Origin of the sequence: Pseudomonas sp. P39-UII1, from assembly GCF_039672635.1 — a bacterium.
GTDB lineage: Bacteria > Pseudomonadota > Gammaproteobacteria > Pseudomonadales > Pseudomonadaceae > Aquipseudomonas.
The window spans coordinates 55740-72331 of the sequence record NZ_JBDFPP010000005.1 but is presented as its reverse complement, the minus strand read 5'-3'; the positions used below and the strand labels follow the sequence as shown (position 1 = coordinate 72331).

Below are 16592 nucleotides of genomic sequence, written 5' to 3'. Positions count from 1 at the left end.
GGGGCCGCGATGCGGCCCCTTCGCTTCAGAAGCCCTTGGTGTAGAACAGCGAGTACGACTCGATGCCGTCGTTTGGCTGCTTGATGCCGGCGTTCGAGTAATGGATGGCGCGAATGCCGACCTTCTGCTCGCCCGGCAGCTTCAGACCAAAGCCGATGCGGTCCTCGAAGTTGAAGGACGAGCCCAGGCGCTGGTCGCCCACCTCGGTCTTGGAGAACGCCGCCAGGCCGATGCCGGCTTCGATGTACGGGGTGTAGGTGAAGCCGCTGAACTCGTAGGTGAACACCGGGCTGAACGACAGCGAGTGGGCGCCGCTGGCATCACCGCCTTCCCAGTAGGTGTAGGCCGCATCCCAGTAGCCACTCACGTAACCGGTGCTGCTTTGCAGCCATTTCTTGTCCCAGTCGAACGACAAGCCGATACGGTAGGTCATGTCGCCCTGGCTGGTGGCGCCAACGGCACCTGAAACCTGCGCCGCCTGGGCCAGGTTGGCCCCGGCGAAAGCCAATACGGCAGCGGCCAGCGCAGTGGCAAGAGGGGTTTTCATCGATGACTTCTCCTGATGGTCAACACGGGCAAACGGGGGCTTTTCGCCCCTCGATTTTTTTGGTGGCCGGTGCATCCAGCCGGTCACACGGGGTGATACTTTTCTGATTATTGTCCAGATAATCAGAAAGTTGAAAGTGAATTGCCACTAATGGCTATTTATATGGCTCAAGATCTTCAGGGCCCAGTAGATCGAGCGCCGCCCGCGCGGCGCTTCGCGAAGCGCTTGCCTTAGGATCTTTAGCGCCCTTGAGATCGAGCGCCGCCCGCGCGGCGCATCGCGAAGTGCTTGTCTTGGGATCTTCAGCGCCCTTGAGATCGAGCGCCGCCCGCGCGGCGCTTCGCGGGGCAAGCCCGCTCCCACATTTGTTGCAACGTGCCATGGCCTGTGAGGCCATAGTTGCCAGCCCTGTTGGCTCGACGAGGTTTTTCGGCTGGCACTGCGGCCGCCTCACCTGTCTTCAGTCATGCGCCAAGGCGAACAACCATGGCCTGACTGGAACGGCACGTTGCAACAAATGTGGGAGCGGGCTTGCCCCGCGAAGCGCCGCGCGGGCGGCGCTCGATCTCAAGGGCGCTGAAGATCCCAAGGCACACATAGCGAATACCGTTCTGCTCTTGCGGTTGCAGCTGTACCGCCTGCATATCGATGGGGGCATTGAGATCGGCCGCCGCGGCCAGGGTCCAGGGGAACGCCAGCGCGAGCAGCAGCGTGGCACCCAGGGCATAGTGATGATTACGCATGGTCAGCGCCTCCTTGAGGAGATGGCTTACCTGATATTTGATCCCTGCCCTGCCGCCGGGTTCACGCCGCCCGCCGCTCTTCGAGCAGTTTCACGAACATGCTCAGGCTGCGCGATACGGTGCCACGGCGCCACACCAGCCAGGTCTTGAGGAAGCGAAAATCTTCCGACATCGGCCAGGCGCTGACCGTGCTGCAACCGGGCATGTTGTCGAGCATGCTGCGTGGCAACATGGCCAGGCCAGCCCCGGCGCTGACGCAGGCGAGCATGCCGTGGTACGACTCCATCTCGTGGATCTTGCCCGGCACGGCCTGGTCCTGGACGAACCAGTTCTCGAAATGGTGGCGGTACGAGCAGTTGGCGCGAAAGGCGTAGATGCTCGCGCCATTCACATCCTGGGCGCGGGTCACCGGTGCGTGGTTGAGCGGTGAAATGATCACCATCTCCTCCTCGAACACCGGCATGCCCTCGAGCGTCGGGTGCAGCAGCGGGCCATCGACGAAGGCCGCCACCAGCCGCCCGGACAACACCCCTTCGAGCATGGTGCCGGACGGCCCGGTGGATAGATCCAGGTCGACCTTGGGGTAACGCTGGTTGTAAGCCGCCAGCAGTGCCGGGATGCGCACCGCAGCGGTACTCTCCAGCGAACCCAGGGCGAAGGTGCCCTGCGGGTCTTCGCCGGCCACGGTCAAGCGCGCCTCGTGCACCAGGTCGAGAATACGCCGGGTGTACTCGAGGAAGTTCCAGCCTGCAGGTGACAGCCGAAGGCGGCTTTTCTCGCGGATGAACAGCTCGACGCCGAGGTCCTCCTCCAGCTGCTTGATGCGCGTGGTCAGGTTGGACGGCACCCGATGGATGTGCTGGGCGGCGGCGCTGATGCTGCCCTGCTCGGCCACGGCTTTGAAGATCTCCAGTTGCACCAGGTCCACAGTCATTCTCCAAACGTGAATGTTTCGCTCATTATTATTCAGTTTTCATTAAACCCCTAGCCCACTAGTCTGGCCTCACTGATAAACAACAACGAGTGTCCAACCATGAGCGCGATCAGCAGCCTGACCCACGCCATCTCCGTCGACCCGCACAGCGGCGAACAGATCGGCAGCTACCCCTTCGACACCGACGCCGCATTGGAAGCGGCGCTGCAACGTGCCAAGGTTGGCTACCGCCAGTGGCGCCAGGTGTCGCTGGGTCAGCGCAGCGAGTTCCTGTTGGCCCTGGCCGATACACTGCAGGCCAAGGCTGAAGCCTTCGCGCAGATGATCAGCCGCGAAATCGGCAAGCCGATCAGCCAGGCCCGCGGTGAAGTGAGCAAGTGCGTGGGCCTGTGCCAGTGGTACGCCGAACACGGCCCGGCGATGCTCGCCGCCGAACCGACCCAGGTCGAAAAGGCACGTATCGAGTACCGCCCGCTGGGCCCGATTCTGGCGGTGATGCCGTGGAACTTCCCGATCTGGCAGGTGCTGCGTGGCGCCGTGCCGGCGATCCTGGCCGGCAATACCTACGTGCTCAAGCACGCACCGAACGTGATGGGCAGCGCCTACCTGCTGGGCGAACTGTTCAAGGACGCTGGCCTGCCAGAAGGCGTGTTCGAGGTGTTGAACGTCACGCCTGAAGGCGTCACCCGCGCCATCAACGACCCGCGCATCGCCGCCGTGACCCTCACCGGCAGCGTGCGCGCCGGCATGGCCATCGGTGCCCAAGCCGGTGCTGCGCTGAAGAAGTGCGTACTGGAGCTGGGCGGTTCCGACCCGTTCATCGTGCTGGCTGACGCCGACCTGGATGCCGCAGTCAAGGCAGCCGTCATCGGCCGTTACCAGAACACCGGGCAGGTCTGCGCTGCAGCGAAGCGCCTGATTGTCGAAGAGCGCATCGCCGAGGCTTTCACGCAAAAGTTCGTTGAGGCGACCCGCCAGCTGAAAGTCGGCAACCCGCTTGAAGATGACACCTACATCGGCCCGATGGCCCGCTACGACCTGCGCGACGAGCTCGATGGCCAGGTTCAGGCGACCCTCGCCGAAGGTGCCACCCTGCTGCTGGGCGGCAACAAGGTCGAAGGCGTGGGCAACTTCTACGCACCCACCGTGTTCGCCAACGTCACGCCGGACATGACGGCGTTCAAACAGGAGTTGTTCGGCCCGGTAGCGGCCATTATCACTGCCCGCGATGCCGACCATGCAGTGGAGCTGGCCAACGACAGCGAATTCGGCTTGGCGTCGACCATCTACACCGCTGACTACGCCCTGGCCGAGCGCATGACGGCAGCACTGGATACCGGTGGTGTGTTCATCAACGGTTACTGCGCTTCCGACCCCCGCGTGGCGTTTGGTGGGGTGAAGAAGAGTGGTTTCGGCCGCGAGCTGTCGCACTTTGGGGTGCGCGAGTTCACCAATGCGCAGACGGTCTGGCTGGACCGTAACTGATTAGCCATGGGGCCGCTTCGCGGCCCCAAACGGTCTCAATCCCGCACCTGATCCTTGACCCAGTCCAGCATCCCCCCGGGCACGATCAACTCATGCCGCGCCCGCGAACACGCGGTATACAACCCTGCCAGCATCCGCGCCCGCTCATTGCGGTTGCCCGCCGCCAGCGGTGCGACCATCAGCTCCGGCGATACCATCACCCGGGCGAATTCCATGTTCTTCACATCCCGCACGCGGCCCAGGAACAGCTTGGGCGCCTTGTCCCAGCGGTAGCGGCTCTTGGCCTTGGCGAAGTGCTCCGCGGTGTAGCCCTTGCGCAGCATGTTGGCCACGGCGACAAAAGCCTTGTCGTCACCCTTGTCCTGCTCCAGCGCCTGCCAGCTGGGGTAACGGAACAACATCGGGTGGCGTGGCCGCGTACCGTGGCGGTACAGCTCGATACAGTCCTCGACGAACAGCTCGAAGTCCTTGCGTGCGCTTTTCAGCAGCACGAACGGCACGCCTTGGTGGGTCAGGCGCTGGAACCAGCCGAACAGCCCCCACTCGTCATCGACGATCAGCGCGGTCGGTTGCGTGGGCACCGTGACGGTATCGAAGAAGCTGACCCGCGTGTAATGCTCGGCACTGCCGCTGAAGGCGGCCTGGATGGCCGCCGGGTGAGCCTGGATCAACGGGTTGAGCACGTTGTCCATGGCGGGCCCGGCGCGCAGTGAATGGTCGATGTAACGCTGGCGGATGAAACCGCCATGGTGCGGGCTCAGGCCGTTGAGGTTCTGCAGCTCGTCGCCCAGGGCGATGACCGACTGCGGGCTGCGGTCCAGCACGCTGAGCATCGGCGCGGACAACTCATGCGCTTCGTCGACGATCACGTGGGTGTAGCGGCTGTCGATGAGCTCGGCCGTCAGCGACAGCAGCTTGACCCGATGGTAATCGCGCACGGGCAACTGAACCTCGCGCGATGAAGGGCGGATCAGCTCGTGCCAGTACAAGCGGGCCTTCTCCAGCAGCACTTCCTGGTCCAGCGGCGAGGTGCCCGGGCCGGCCCAGGGCAAGTGGTGCAACTGCACCTGGGTATCGCCGCTGCGGCAGAAACTGCGCACAGCCTTGATGCACAGGGCGACCACGTCGCAGGCGGCCAGCGGGCCGATGTCGGGGATAGCCAGCCATTTCACCACGTGCGCTTCCTGCGGGCGCCACGACAGTTTGGTGCGATAGGGGTCGCGCAGGCGCCAGCCGTTGCTGGTGAGGTCGCGGTTGAGGATTTCGTCGGCCAGCTGGCCGAAGGTCATCGCAGTGTAGGCTGCGGCGTCTTTGACCCGCGCCTGCAGCGCCCGCAACTGGCCTTCGGTGAGGGCCAGCAGCAAGGTGCGCTGCGGGTCCAGCAGGCGCGCGAACTGGTGAATCAGGAAGGTCTTGCCGGTGCCGGCGAAACCCTGCACCGCCACCGACTCGTCCACACCGCAAAGAAATTCGCGCAGCAGGCGGTTTTGCTGGTCACTGAGCATCAGGTCGCTGGCCAGTGACGGCAGGTACACCGGGTGCAACGGGGTCACGCGCTGGCGGTAGCTGTCGGCGAACTGGAAATTCCACTGGCCCTCGGTGTCTACAAACTCGTCTGCCGGGTACTCGACCTCCGGTGAAACCAGGCCGACACCGTTTTCACCGAGCAAGCCGAGGCCCATGGCGAACGCCTCGCGGTCAAAGTGCTGTGCCACCTGGCCTTGAAAGCGCCCTGGGGCCGCCGCTTCGACTTCGTTGGCGATGCGTACTATCTCGGCAAAACGGCGTTCCTGGGCGTCAGCGGACACACCGGCTGGCTGGCGCGGCACATTCTGCACGAACAGCACGGCGGCCGCCTCCAGCAGGCTGGCGGTCGGGAAGTAGTCGATGGCTGTGGGCGCGCTGGCCAGGCGGTCGGCCTGGTCGCTGGGCAAGGGCAGGTAGAACATCAGGACCTCGGGTGGAAACTGCCGGGCACGATAGCAGGTTTCAGGCCCGGCCGCGCTTGAGCGTCTCGCTCGGTAGCTCCTTGAACAATTGCCGATAACTCTCTGAAAACCTTCCCAAATGCCAGAACGACCAACGCATGGCGACTTCGGCGATGGTCACCCCACCCCCACGCAACAGGTCGCGCCGGGCCCCATTGAGGCGCCGCAGGCGCAGCCAGTGGGCGGGCGGCATGCCGGTAAAGGCCTTGAACGCTTGCTGCAACTGGCGCAGCGAAACGCCGGCAACATCGGCCAGCTCCAGCAGGTTCAGGGTTTCCTCCGGGCAATCTGCCGCCCACGCGCTGACCCGTTGCATGATTGCCCGCTCCTCTGCCCGCCGGCCCAGGGCGCCGCCCTGCAGCCGCTGGCAGGCGTTGTCGAGGATGAACAGGCAGTCTTCCAGCAGTTGCTCGGCCAACGCCTGCCCTTCCAGCGGGCAGCCTGCGTCGCCAAGGCGCGTCAGGGTGGCGCTGAGCCAGCTGCCGAACAGCGCATTCTGCCCGCTGCCAAGCGGCACCATGAACAAACCTTCGAGGCGCTGTGGGTCGAGGCCATGACGGGCGAGGAACGGCTGGTCGAACACCACGGCCACCTCCCGGTAGTTCTCCGGGGTGATCCAGATATTGCGGCTCTGTTCGTTGAGCAGGTAGAGGCTGTTTTCGCTGCGGTCGAAACAGAACGCCAGTGAACCGCTCGGGGCCCGGAAGAATTGCTCGACCCGCGTGTTCAGGCGTTCTTCGTACACCTCCACGCCGTCAAGGCCCAGGCAACGCAACTCGCCGCTGAAATGGCCGGGCGACATCTGCCGGTATTGCTGTTGCCAACCGGGGGTGGCACGCACCTGCTCGGTCACGTCGGTGGTGTGAAAAGCCTGGACTTGCAAGGCATTGGGCGTTGTCACGCTTTGTCCTAGTTGCACTCTTTTGGTGCATTTAATGCTGAAGAAAGTGGATAGATCGCCCTGGGGGGCTGCGACCAAGATAGTCTCCAGCGCGTCACCTGGGAAGGGTTCACCCCTTTGCAAAGCCGGCAACGGCCTTCGCGGGTAAACCCGCTCCCACAACAAAACCCAATCAAGAGGTCTGTATGAACGCCCCTTTCGATCAGCTTTCTACCTGGCTGAAAGAACACCGCATCACCGAAGTCGAATGCGTGATCAGCGACCTGACCGGCATCGCCCGCGGCAAGATCGCACCGACTGCCAAGTTCCTCCACGAGCGTGGCATGCGCCTGCCTGAAAGCGTGCTGCTGCAGACCGTCACTGGCGACTACGTCGACGACGACATCTACTACAGCCTGCTCGATGCCGCCGACATCGACATGGTCTGCCGCCCCGACCCTACGGCGGTGTATCAGATACCCTGGGCCATCGAGCCGACCGCGATCGTTATCCACGATACCTTCGACAAGCAAGGCAACCCGATCGAGCTGTCGCCGCGCAACGTCCTGAAAAAGGTGCTCAAGCTTTACGCTGACCAAGGCTGGCAGCCGATCGTCGCGCCGGAAATGGAGTTCTACCTGACCAAGCGCTGCGAAGACCCAGACTTGCCGCTGCAAGTACCGCTGGGCCGCTCGGGCCGCGCCGAAAGCGGGCGCCAGTCGTTTTCGATCGACGCTGCCAACGAATTCGACCCGTTGTTCGAAGACGTCTACGATTGGTGCGAGCTGCAGGGCCTGGACCTCGACACGCTGATCCACGAAGACGGCCCGGCGCAGATGGAGATCAACTTCCGCCACGGCGACGCGCTGGACCTGGCCGACCAGATCACCGTGTTCAAGCGCACGATGCGTGAGGCGGCGCTCAAGCACAACGTCACCGCCACCTTCATGGCCAAGCCGATCACCGATGAGCCGGGCAGCGCCATGCACCTGCACCAGAGCGTGGTCGACATCGCCACCGGCAAGCCGGTGTTCGCCAACGACGATGGCAGCATGAGCGAGCTGTTCCTGCATCATATCGGCGGCCTGCAGAAGTACATCCCAAAGCTGCTGCCGATGTTCGCCCCGAACGTCAACTCGTTCCGCCGCTTCCTGCCGGACACCTCGGCACCGGTGAACGTCGAATGGGGCGAGGAAAACCGCACCGCCGGCTTGCGCGTACCCACATCCAGCCCCGAGGCAATGCGCGTGGAAAACCGCCTGCCGGGCGCCGACGCCAACCCTTACCTGGCGATTGCCGCGAGCCTGCTGTGCGGCTACCTGGGCATGGTCGAGAAGGTCGAGCCCAGCGCGCCGGTACAAGGCCGCGCCTACGAGCGGCGCAACCTGCGCCTGCCGATCACCATCGAAGACGCCCTGCAGCACATGGAGGACTGCCAGACCGTGCAGCGCTACCTGGGCAAGCAGTTCGTCCAGGGCTACGTGGCGGTCAAGCGTGCCGAGCATGAAAACTTCAAGCGTGTGATCAGTTCCTGGGAGCGTGAGTTCCTGCTGCTCAGCGTGTAACGCATCGCCGGCAAGCCGGCTCCCACAGGGGCAGGTGTTGCCAACGCTGTACCTGTGGGGGCCGGCGTGCCGGCGATTGGGCTGCACAGCAGCCCCACAACACCGAATTCAAATAACAAGACCAACGAGGTGTCGACATGCGTCATCTGCAATCCCTGATACCCGCAGCATTCACCCTGCTGTTCGGCGCCGCCGCGCAGGCCACGCCCACCGTCAGCGTGTACAACTGGACCGACTACATCGGTGACACCACCCTGGCCGACTTCCAGGCCAGCAGCGGGATCAAGGTCGTCTATGACGTGTTCGACTCCAACGAAACCCTCGAAGGCAAGCTGCTCGCCGGCCGCACCGGCTACGACGTGGTCGTGCCGTCCAACCACTTCCTGGCCCGCCAGGCACAGGCAGGCGCGTTCCTGCCACTGGACCGCAGCAAGCTGCCGAACTGGAAGCACCTGGACCCCAAGCTGCTCAAGCAGCTTGAACAGAACGACCCGGGCAACCAGTACGCGGTGCCGTACCTGTGGGGCACCAACGGCATCGGCTACAACGTTGAAAAGGTCAAGGCCGCGCTGGGTATCGAGCGTATCGACTCCTGGGCGGTGCTGTTCGAGCCGGAAAACCTGAAAAAGCTCAAGCAATGCGGCGTGGCGTTCATGGACTCGCCCGACGAGCTGTTCCCGGCCATGCTCAACTACCTGGGCATGGACCCGCGCAGCGAAAAGGCGGCGGATTACGCCAAGGCCGAAGCACGCCTGCTGGCGCTGCGCCCTTACATCACCTACTTCCATTCTTCCAAGTATGTTTCAGACCTCGCAAACGGTGACATCTGCGTGGCCTTCGGCTACTCCGGCGACGTGTTCCAGGCGGCCAACCGCGCAGTGGAGGCCAACAACGGCGTGAAGATCGCCTACAGCATCCCGAAAGAAGGCAGCAACCTGTGGTTCGACCTGCTGGCCATTCCCAAGGATGCCGGCAACCCCGACCAGGCCCTGGCGTTCATCAACTACCTGCTGGAGCCGAAGGTGATCGCCAAGGTCAGCGCCACCGTCGGCTACGCCAACGCCAACCCGGATGCCAAGGCCGACATGGACCCCTCGCTGGTCAACAACCCCGAGATCTACCCACCCCAGGAGGTGCTGGACAAGCTGTACATCTCAAGCACCCCGACCCCGCAGATCATGCGGGTCATGACCCGCTCCTGGAGCAAGATCAAGTCCAACCGCTGAGCCGAGAACGCGCCATGCCTTTCACTACTCAACACACCGCGTCGTACTACGCCGCTACTGCGCGCGATACCGCGCCCTACCCCAGCCTCGACGGTGAACTGAGCGCCGACGTGTGCGTAGTCGGCGGCGGGCTGACGGGCGTGAATACCGCGCTGGAGCTTGCCGAGCGCGGCCTGTCGGTGATCCTGCTGGAAGGCCGGCGCATCGGCTGGGGCGCCAGCGGGCGCAACGGCGGCCAGCTGATTCGCGGCATCGGCCATGATGTCAGCGGTTTTGCCCGCTACGTCGGCCAGGACGGGGTGCGCTACCTGAAGCAGGCCGGCATCGATTCGGTGGCCCTGGTGGCCGAACGCATCGAGCAGTACGGTATTGCCTGCGACTTGCGCTGGGGTTTCTGCGAATTGGCCAATACGCCCGCCCAGTTCGCCGCCTTCAAGGACGAACAGGCTGAGTTGGCAGCGCTTGGCTACCGCCACGAAACACGCCTGGTCGGCCCCGAGCGGCTGCATGAAATCGTCGCCAGCGAACAGTACGCCGGCGGCCTGGTAGACATGGGCTCGGGCCACCTGCACCCGCTCGACCTGGTCCAGGGCGAAGCGCGCGCGGCCCATGGCCTGGGCGTGCGCATCTTTGAGCAGAGCCCGGTGCTGCGCATCGAGCATGGCCCTACGGTGACCCTGTACACAGCGCGCGGCAAGGTCCGGGCGCAGAGCTTGGTGCTGGGTTGCAATGCCCACCTCGACGAACTGGAACCCCGCCTGAGCGGCAAGGTGCTGCCCGCCGGCAGCTACGTAGTCGCCACCGAACCCTTGCCCGAGGCCGTCGCCCAGGCGCTGATCCCGCAAAACATGGCCATGTGCGACCAGAAAGTCGGCCTGGATTACTACCGCCTCACCGCCGACCGCCGCCTGCTGTTTGGCGGTGCGTGCCACTATTCCGGGCGCGACCCCAAGGACATTGCCGGTTATATGCGGCCAAAAGTGCTCAAGGTGTTCCCGCAATTGGGCGACGTGCGCATCGATTACCAGTGGGGCGGCATGATCGGCATTACCGCCAACCGCTTCCCCCAGGTCGGGCGGCTCAGCCAGTACCCTAATGTGTACTACGCCCAAGGCTATTCCGGGCATGGCCTGAACGTGACGCACTGGACGGCGAAGCTGCTTGCAGAGGGGATCGCCGTTGGGGAAAGTCAGGGGCTGGATGTGTTCAGTGCTGTGCCACACCTGACCTTCCCGGGCGGCAAGGCATTGCGCTCGCCGCTGCTGGCGTTGGGGATGTTGTGGTATCGGTTGCGGGAGGTGTTGGGGTAGTAACCTTTTACGGTGGGCATGCGGCTCGCCGCCTGCAAATTTCGGAAACTACTTCAAGACAACGATGCATCTTCTTGATTAGTAGACGTTTTTACGGAAATGGCACGAGTTCACAATGCAATCAAAGGATTGCTTGCAAGCCTTTGATTGCAATGACATTTAGCAATTTGAGCGCAGGGCCGGCCGGGCGCGTTTCCCCTTGCTCCCATTTACGAATGGTCGACGCGCTCGTATGCAAATGCAGCGCAAAGACCGGTTGGCTGAAATTCAGCGTTTCGCGTAACCGCCGGATATCAAGGGCGCTGAAATCCCGCACAGGTGCAGGACACAGCATTTCGAAATCCCTGAGGGTCACCTTGCCAACAGCTCCTGCTTCATGGAGGGCTTCAAGATCCTCCCGTAACGATTCAACAAGCTTGCTGCTCACAGCAGACCTCCATTAACACACCTGATTTCAATGCCCTGTACAGTGCCAGCGGTGACAACTCCAGGAAAACCCTGCCAGCAAAGCGCAGCGCCTTCTGTTCTTCCAACGAAATATTGGCCTTGTCGCACTTGGCGAAGCCGTGCAAAAAAACATACCGGTTACCCACACGCGCAGAAAGGAGGGTTCGGTAGCCACCGCGCTTGCCGCAGCCATGCCTCGCTACTCGCTTCTTGTACAGGTCACCACCGAGGGCGGCATCGACCAAGCCCCTGCGCATTTCGTCCACTGCATGGCACAACATGCCGTCAGTAAGCCCCTGCGCCGCTTGCCACCGCGCGAAATCCTTGCGCTTCAACACGTCCATGAACGCTTCCTCAAAACTATACCCGTTGCGGGCATATTTTCCATTAATACTCACAGAAGCAAAGATGGCGAATTCGCCCCGTGTCGTAGGAGGCTTCGCTTTGAAGGGGTGAGCTAAAGGTCAATCACGGGTTGACCACTGGCCAACCGCCGCGCACCTGCTAGCGTTGTTCTGGCCACCCCCTCATGGACGCATCACCATCATGAAATCACTGCCTCGCATCACCCTGTTGTGCGCTGCTTTGCTCGCCGTGGCCGCCTGCTCGAGCAACCGCGTGGACCCGAAGGACTATTCAGGTTTCCTTCAGGACTACAGCCGGCTGCAGCCAGCTGAAAGCCCCTCAGGCGCGCCGGTGATGCGCTGGATCGACCCGAAGGTCAGTGCCAGCCAGTACACCCAGATTTTCATCGAGCCCAGCCAGTTCTATCCCAAGCCTCAACCCACCGCAGTCATCTCCGCACAGACCCTGCAGGAAATCACCCGCTACTTCAATGACGCTCTGCGCCGTGAAATGGGCAGCGTGCTGACACTGGTCAAGGCCCCCGGCCCCGGCACGATCGTGGTGCGCCCGGCGATCACTGCCGTATCGACCGGCAATGAAGGCCTCAAACCCTACGAAGTGATCCCGATCGCGCTGGTTGCGGCCGGGGTGAATACCGCCATGGGCGGTCGCGATCAGGAGGTGGACGTCGGCGTGGAGGCCGCATTCCTCGATGGCGCCAGCCAGAAGGTACTGGCGCAGGTGGTGCGCAAGGGCACAGGCAAGGAACTGGAAAACGATACCCAGAAACTCACCCTGAACGACGTCAAGCCTGTGCTCGATGGCTGGGCCAAGGACATGCGTAGCAGCTTCGTGGCCCTGCGCAACAAGGCCAAATGAGCCAGTGACGGCTGATCAGCACTCCACAAAGGCGACCGCAAGGCCGCCTCTGGAGGTTTCCTTGTAGTTGGCATGCATGTCCGCACCCGTATCACGCATCGTGCGGATAACCCGATCCAGCGAGATGAAGTGCTCGCCATCACCCCGCAGGGCCATCTGCACAGCATTGATGGCCTTGACCGCAGCAATCGCGTTGCGCTCGATGCAGGGCACCTGGACCAACCCGCCGACCGGGTCGCAGGTCAGCCCGAGGTTGTGCTCAAGGGCAATTTCGGCGGCGTTTTCCAGCTGTGGCGGCGTGGCGCCCAGGACTTGGGCAAGGCCGGCCGCGGCCATCGAACAGGCAGACCCCACCTCACCCTGGCAGCCTACCTCTGCACCGGATATAGAAGCGTTTGTCTTGCACAGGATGCCTACAGCGGCAGCAGCCAGCATGAACGCCACCACGTCATCGTCACAGGCCTCGGGGTTGAACTTCATGTAGTAGTGCAGCACCGCAGGGATGATGCCCGCCGCGCCATTGGTCGGTGCGGTGACCATGCGCCCGCCAGCGGCGTTTTCTTCGTTGACCGCCAGGGCAAACAGGTTTACCCACTCCATGGCACTCAAGGTCGAGCCGATGACGTTGGGCTTGCCCAGCTCCTGCAAACTGCGGTGCAGGCGCGCGGCGCGGCGCTTGACGCCCAGGCCGCCCGGCAGGATGCCTTCGTTGCGCAAGCCATTGTCGACGCACTCGCGCATCGCCGCCCAGATCTGCAGCAAGCCTTCACGCACCTCGGCCTCAGGGCGCCAGGCGCACTCGTTGGCCATCATCAGCTGTGCCACGCTCAGCTGGTGGGCCTTGCACAGGGCAAGCAGCTGGGCCCCACTGGAAAACGCGTAGGGCAGCGTGACGGCATTGGCCTCGGCCTGCGGCGCATCGATTTCGCCCTGCTCGACGATAAAACCACCCCCCACCGAGTAGTAGGTCTGGCACAACAGGCTGGCCTGCCCGTCCAAGGCCTCCAGGCTCATGGCATTGGGGTGATACGGCAGGTTCTCGTCCAACAGCAACATGTCGCGGGCGTAGACGAAGGTCAGCGGCTGGCTGCCATCGAGCATCAGGCATTGCTCCTGCATCACCTGGCCGATACGCGAATCGATGGTGGACGGGTCGATCCGGTCCGGCCACTGCCCCATCAGGCCAAGCAGGCAGGCACGATCAGTCGCATGGCCCACCCCGGTGGCTGACAGCGAGCCATACAGGCGCACCTCGACACGGCTCACCTGGCCCAGCAGCCCCTGCGCTCGCAAGGCCTGGGCGAAGGTTGCCGCTGCCCGCATCGGGCCGACGGTGTGGGAGCTGGACGGGCCTATGCCAATTTTGAAAAGGTCGAAAACACTGATAGCCATGCTAATGCCTGACCGCGCCGGCATGAAACGCCGATACGCGGCTAACTGAGTAAATTGAACGCAACTGCGGATTTGCGCGATACTGACGCGCTCAGTCGTTGATGACCAACGAAACTTTCTAAGCAAGGCTTTAGTGGAGCTAAACGATGCGGCGACAGCTCAACGGCCAGATGTTCGTCTGGCTGCATGTCTTTTCCTGTGCGGCCCGGCACCTGTCGTTCACGCGCTGCGCCGAGGAACTGCACATTACCCCCGGTGCAGTCAGCCAACAGATGCGCCAGCTGGAAGAGCGCCTGGGCTACCGGTTGTTCCTGCGCCGCGCCCGCGGCGTTGAATTGAGCGCCGAAGGCCAGCGCCTGGCGCAGACGGTTGCCGAGGCCTATGGCAGCATCGAGGCCGAGCTGTTGCGCCTGGACGCCGGTGAAATCCGTGGCACCCTGCGCCTGCGCTCAATCCCCTCGTTCCTGGCCAAGTGGCTGACACCGCGGCTGCCGCGGTTCCAGCAGCGCTACCCAGACATCGAACTGCGCCTGGTGGCCGAGGACAGCGCGCAGGCACTGCACCCGGGCGACTTCGACCTGGCCATCGACCTGAATGACGGCAGCTACCCCGGCATGCTCTCGACGCCGTTGCTGGACGAACAGATCTTTCCGGTCTGCTCCCCTGCCCTGCTGCGTGGCCGGCCACCGCTGCACGGGCCTGCGGACCTGGCGCATTACCCATTGCTGCACGACATCACCGCCTGGCGTGGCAGCTCGGATTTCGCCGAATGGGAGTTCTACCTGGAGGGCATTGGCTCACCCGGCCTGGATGTGCGACGCGGGCACACCTTCAACCGCAACCACCTGACCATCGAAGCGGCGATTGCCGGGGTAGGCGTGGCGATTGCGCGGCGCACGCTGCTCAATGACGAACTGGAGCGAGGCGCCCTGATCGTGCCGTTCGGCGTGCCGATCGCCAACCACAAACGTTATGTGGTGCATTACCCACCTGGCGGCCTCAACCAGCCGGGGGCACGCGCGGTGCACGACTGGTTGGTGGCTGAAGCGAAGACGTTTCTTGCTCAGCACCCCATTCAAACAGACACGGCCAACAACGGGCCATGAGTGTGATCATTCAGCCGCGACCCGATTCACATCGAAGTCGAACGACGGAACGTAACCGGTGCCAAGCAGAAAAGGGCATTGCGACGGGACGAAATCGTTGCTCAGCAAGTCGTGAGTGCTGTCGTAACCTGGCATCGAAATACCGGTGATGGTCAGCAGCGTATGCGGCAAGGAGGAAATGCTGATGCGCTGCCCTTCCCTCTCTTGAAGTTTCTGCAGCTTTTGCGCCTGCTGCTGAGGCAGGTTGGCAGAGGCCCAGATAAACGCCGCCACCGAAAGATCATACTCATTGCCCATGCCGTGGCCGAGCAGGCCACGGCTGTCATCCAGCAAGTTTTCACCATGGTCTGACGAATAGACCAGCAGCGCCTTGCGTTGGCTGGTCTTCAACTGCTCGATGATCGTGCCTAGCAGCCAGTCGGTGTACAACACCGAGTTGTCGTAGTTGGCGGTAATCCTGTCCTTGGCACTGTCCGTTGCAGGCGTAAATTTGGCGAACTCCCGCGGGTAACGCCGCGCGTAGTCGAAATGGCTGCCTTTGATATGGATGAAGATCGCCTGCTTCTGCCCCGCGCCCTGCTGAATTATTTTTTCATACGCTGAAATCAACGCCCCATCATAGCTGCGTTCAAAATACTGACGGTTTTGCGCCTCGGCGGCAATTTGCGGAATGATCCCGCCAAAACTGTCGACCTCCTGCGATGACAGCCAGTAAGTCTTGTAGCCGGCCGCACGGTAGATGCCGACCAGGGATTTGGTCGAGGCAATCAGGTCCCAGTGCTTGATGGGCTCGAGGCTGAGCAGCGAAGGCACCGCGACCGAGGTGTAAGGGGCGGTGGTGCACATGCTGGTGAACTTGAAAACCCCCGTCTCTTTATCAAGGTTGGGCGTGGTTGCATTGGGGTAGCCGAACAGCGACCAGTTGTGCGGGCGCGAGGATTCGCCAATCACGAACACCAAGGTCTCTATACCGGACTGGTCCGATATCGACGTTATATTGACTTCGGACTCCAGGCGCTGCTTGATGTACTTTTTCGATTCTGTGTACAAGCTGGCGGTCAATCCGATTTGTGACAGATAACCGACCGGCGTACTTTGGTCTTTTGCCGCCAGGTCGAGAACGGCGCTCTTGCCGAACGAATTGAGTTTCACGGTTTTATAAAAATAGGCACCGTAGCCAACCAGCAAGGCACCGATTGCGAAACAGAAAACAGCTTTGCTCTTGTATAACGTTCGCCGGTAAAGGCCCGCCAGGCCGACGCCATAACACAACACGAACACCAGCAATACCATAATGATCGAAGACCCGTAGGTACTCAGAAAATCGCCCGCTTCCTTGTAGTTGGTCAGGCCGATGAAAAGATAGGCGGCCGTCAACCTCGAGCCGAAGTTGAGTACCAGGAACAGGTCTACGCTCGCCACCAGATAAAACGGCAGCAAGTACACATGAACCTTGAATTGATTGCCTGAAACGAAGCGTATTGCCAGCAGCCACAGCAGTGAAATGCCAAGCGTGTAGTACACCAGCAGGTCCGTTTTCGAGCACCTGCAGTCTGCCAGCAACCTGATCAGCAACGGCGACAGCAGGAACGACCACAACAACAGAGTCGGCCATTCTGCCTTCGCTACCTTCGCCGCACCCTCACCAAACCGGGACCTGCTTTTCATATTCGATGACCCGGATGAGCGCGTGAACGCGGGTGAATGTCCTGTAGGCGCAGGCAAGCCAGCGCCTGCACACACAG

Annotated in this window: 14 protein-coding genes and 1 pseudogene; 6 read left to right on the top strand and 9 right to left on the bottom strand. The window is 62.4% G+C overall.

The features are described from left to right. Window positions 1-25: 25 nt before the first annotated feature. From ABEH27_RS09100 to ABEH27_RS09090, 3 genes and pseudogenes are all read right to left on the bottom strand, one after another. Window positions 26-547: an acyloxyacyl hydrolase gene (locus ABEH27_RS09100; protein WP_346613257.1), complete on the bottom strand. Its 522-nt coding sequence runs from the start codon at window positions 545-547 to the stop codon at window positions 26-28. Window positions 548-1140: 593 nt separating this feature from the next. Beyond that, a pseudogene (locus ABEH27_RS09095) lies at window positions 1141-1290 on the bottom strand (carboxypeptidase regulatory-like domain-containing protein); the annotation flags it as partial. 61 nt (window positions 1291-1351) lie between these two features. Beyond that, window positions 1352-2218, bottom strand: a complete 867-nt coding sequence (locus tag ABEH27_RS09090; RefSeq protein WP_346613478.1) for a LysR family transcriptional regulator — start codon at window positions 2216-2218, stop codon at window positions 1352-1354. Between the two features lie 105 nt (window positions 2219-2323). Here ABEH27_RS09090 and ABEH27_RS09085 point away from each other — a divergent pair, with 105 nt between their 5' ends. After that, complete coding sequence (locus tag ABEH27_RS09085) at window positions 2324-3709, top strand: aldehyde dehydrogenase family protein (protein ID WP_346613256.1); 1386 nt, start codon at window positions 2324-2326, stop codon at window positions 3707-3709. A gap of 35 nt (window positions 3710-3744) precedes the next feature. On the opposite strand, the gene ABEH27_RS09080 is transcribed toward ABEH27_RS09085, so the two are convergent. Then, window positions 3745-5658: a hypothetical protein gene (locus ABEH27_RS09080; RefSeq protein ID WP_346613255.1), complete on the bottom strand. Its 1914-nt coding sequence runs from the start codon at window positions 5656-5658 to the stop codon at window positions 3745-3747. 40 nt (window positions 5659-5698) lie between these two features. Next, window positions 5699-6598 (bottom strand): helix-turn-helix domain-containing protein, encoded by a 900-nt coding sequence (locus ABEH27_RS09075; RefSeq protein ID WP_346613254.1) that lies wholly within the window; start codon window positions 6596-6598, stop codon window positions 5699-5701. Window positions 6599-6783: 185 nt separating this feature from the next. On the opposite strand from ABEH27_RS09075, the gene ABEH27_RS09070 reads away from it, so the two are divergent. The 3 genes from ABEH27_RS09070 (at window position 6784) to ABEH27_RS09060 (ending at window position 10678) form a co-directional block, all read left to right on the top strand. Next, window positions 6784-8142 carry a glutamine synthetase family protein gene (locus ABEH27_RS09070; protein ID WP_346613253.1) on the top strand — a complete coding sequence of 453 codons (1359 nt, stop codon included), beginning with the start codon at window positions 6784-6786 and terminating at the stop codon, window positions 8140-8142. Window positions 8143-8279: 137 nt separating this feature from the next. Further along, entirely contained in the window at window positions 8280-9368 is a 1089-nt protein-coding gene (locus ABEH27_RS09065; protein ID WP_346613252.1) for a polyamine ABC transporter substrate-binding protein, read from the top strand. Window positions 9369-9382: 14 nt separating this feature from the next. Beyond that, complete coding sequence (locus ABEH27_RS09060; RefSeq protein WP_346613251.1) at window positions 9383-10678, top strand: FAD-binding oxidoreductase; 1296 nt, start codon at window positions 9383-9385, stop codon at window positions 10676-10678. A 121-nt stretch (window positions 10679-10799) separates the two neighbouring features. Here the strand turns inward: ABEH27_RS09060 and ABEH27_RS09055 are convergent, their stop codons facing one another. Together ABEH27_RS09055 and ABEH27_RS09050 are read right to left on the bottom strand one after the other, a co-directional pair. After that, the gene (locus tag ABEH27_RS09055; RefSeq protein ID WP_346613250.1) at window positions 10800-11105 is read right to left on the bottom strand and encodes a DNA-binding transcriptional regulator; all 306 of its coding nucleotides are present in this window, start codon (window positions 11103-11105) and stop codon (window positions 10800-10802) included. Further along, window positions 11086-11469, bottom strand: a complete 384-nt coding sequence (locus ABEH27_RS09050; protein WP_346613249.1) for a type II toxin-antitoxin system RelE/ParE family toxin — start codon at window positions 11467-11469, stop codon at window positions 11086-11088. Before ABEH27_RS09050 ends, ABEH27_RS09055 begins: the two co-directional genes overlap by 20 nt. A 202-nt stretch (window positions 11470-11671) precedes the next feature. On the opposite strand from ABEH27_RS09050, the gene ABEH27_RS09045 reads away from it, so the two are divergent. After that, complete coding sequence (locus tag ABEH27_RS09045; protein ID WP_346613248.1) at window positions 11672-12349, top strand: DUF3313 domain-containing protein; 678 nt, start codon at window positions 11672-11674, stop codon at window positions 12347-12349. A 15-nt stretch (window positions 12350-12364) separates the two neighbouring features. Here the strand turns inward: ABEH27_RS09045 and ABEH27_RS09040 are convergent, their stop codons facing one another. After that, window positions 12365-13741 (bottom strand): L-serine ammonia-lyase, encoded by a 1377-nt coding sequence (locus ABEH27_RS09040; protein ID WP_346613247.1) that lies wholly within the window; start codon window positions 13739-13741, stop codon window positions 12365-12367. Between the two features lie 146 nt (window positions 13742-13887). Between ABEH27_RS09040 and ABEH27_RS09035 the strand changes: the two genes are divergently transcribed. Further along, on the top strand, window positions 13888-14847 hold the full coding sequence (locus tag ABEH27_RS09035; protein ID WP_346613246.1) for a LysR substrate-binding domain-containing protein: 960 nt from the start codon (window positions 13888-13890) through the stop codon (window positions 14845-14847). 6 nt (window positions 14848-14853) lie between these two features. Here the strand turns inward: ABEH27_RS09035 and ABEH27_RS09030 are convergent, their stop codons facing one another. After that, on the bottom strand, window positions 14854-16515 hold the full coding sequence (locus ABEH27_RS09030; protein WP_346613245.1) for a phosphoethanolamine transferase: 1662 nt from the start codon (window positions 16513-16515) through the stop codon (window positions 14854-14856). Between the last annotated feature and the right edge of the window lie 77 nt (window positions 16516-16592).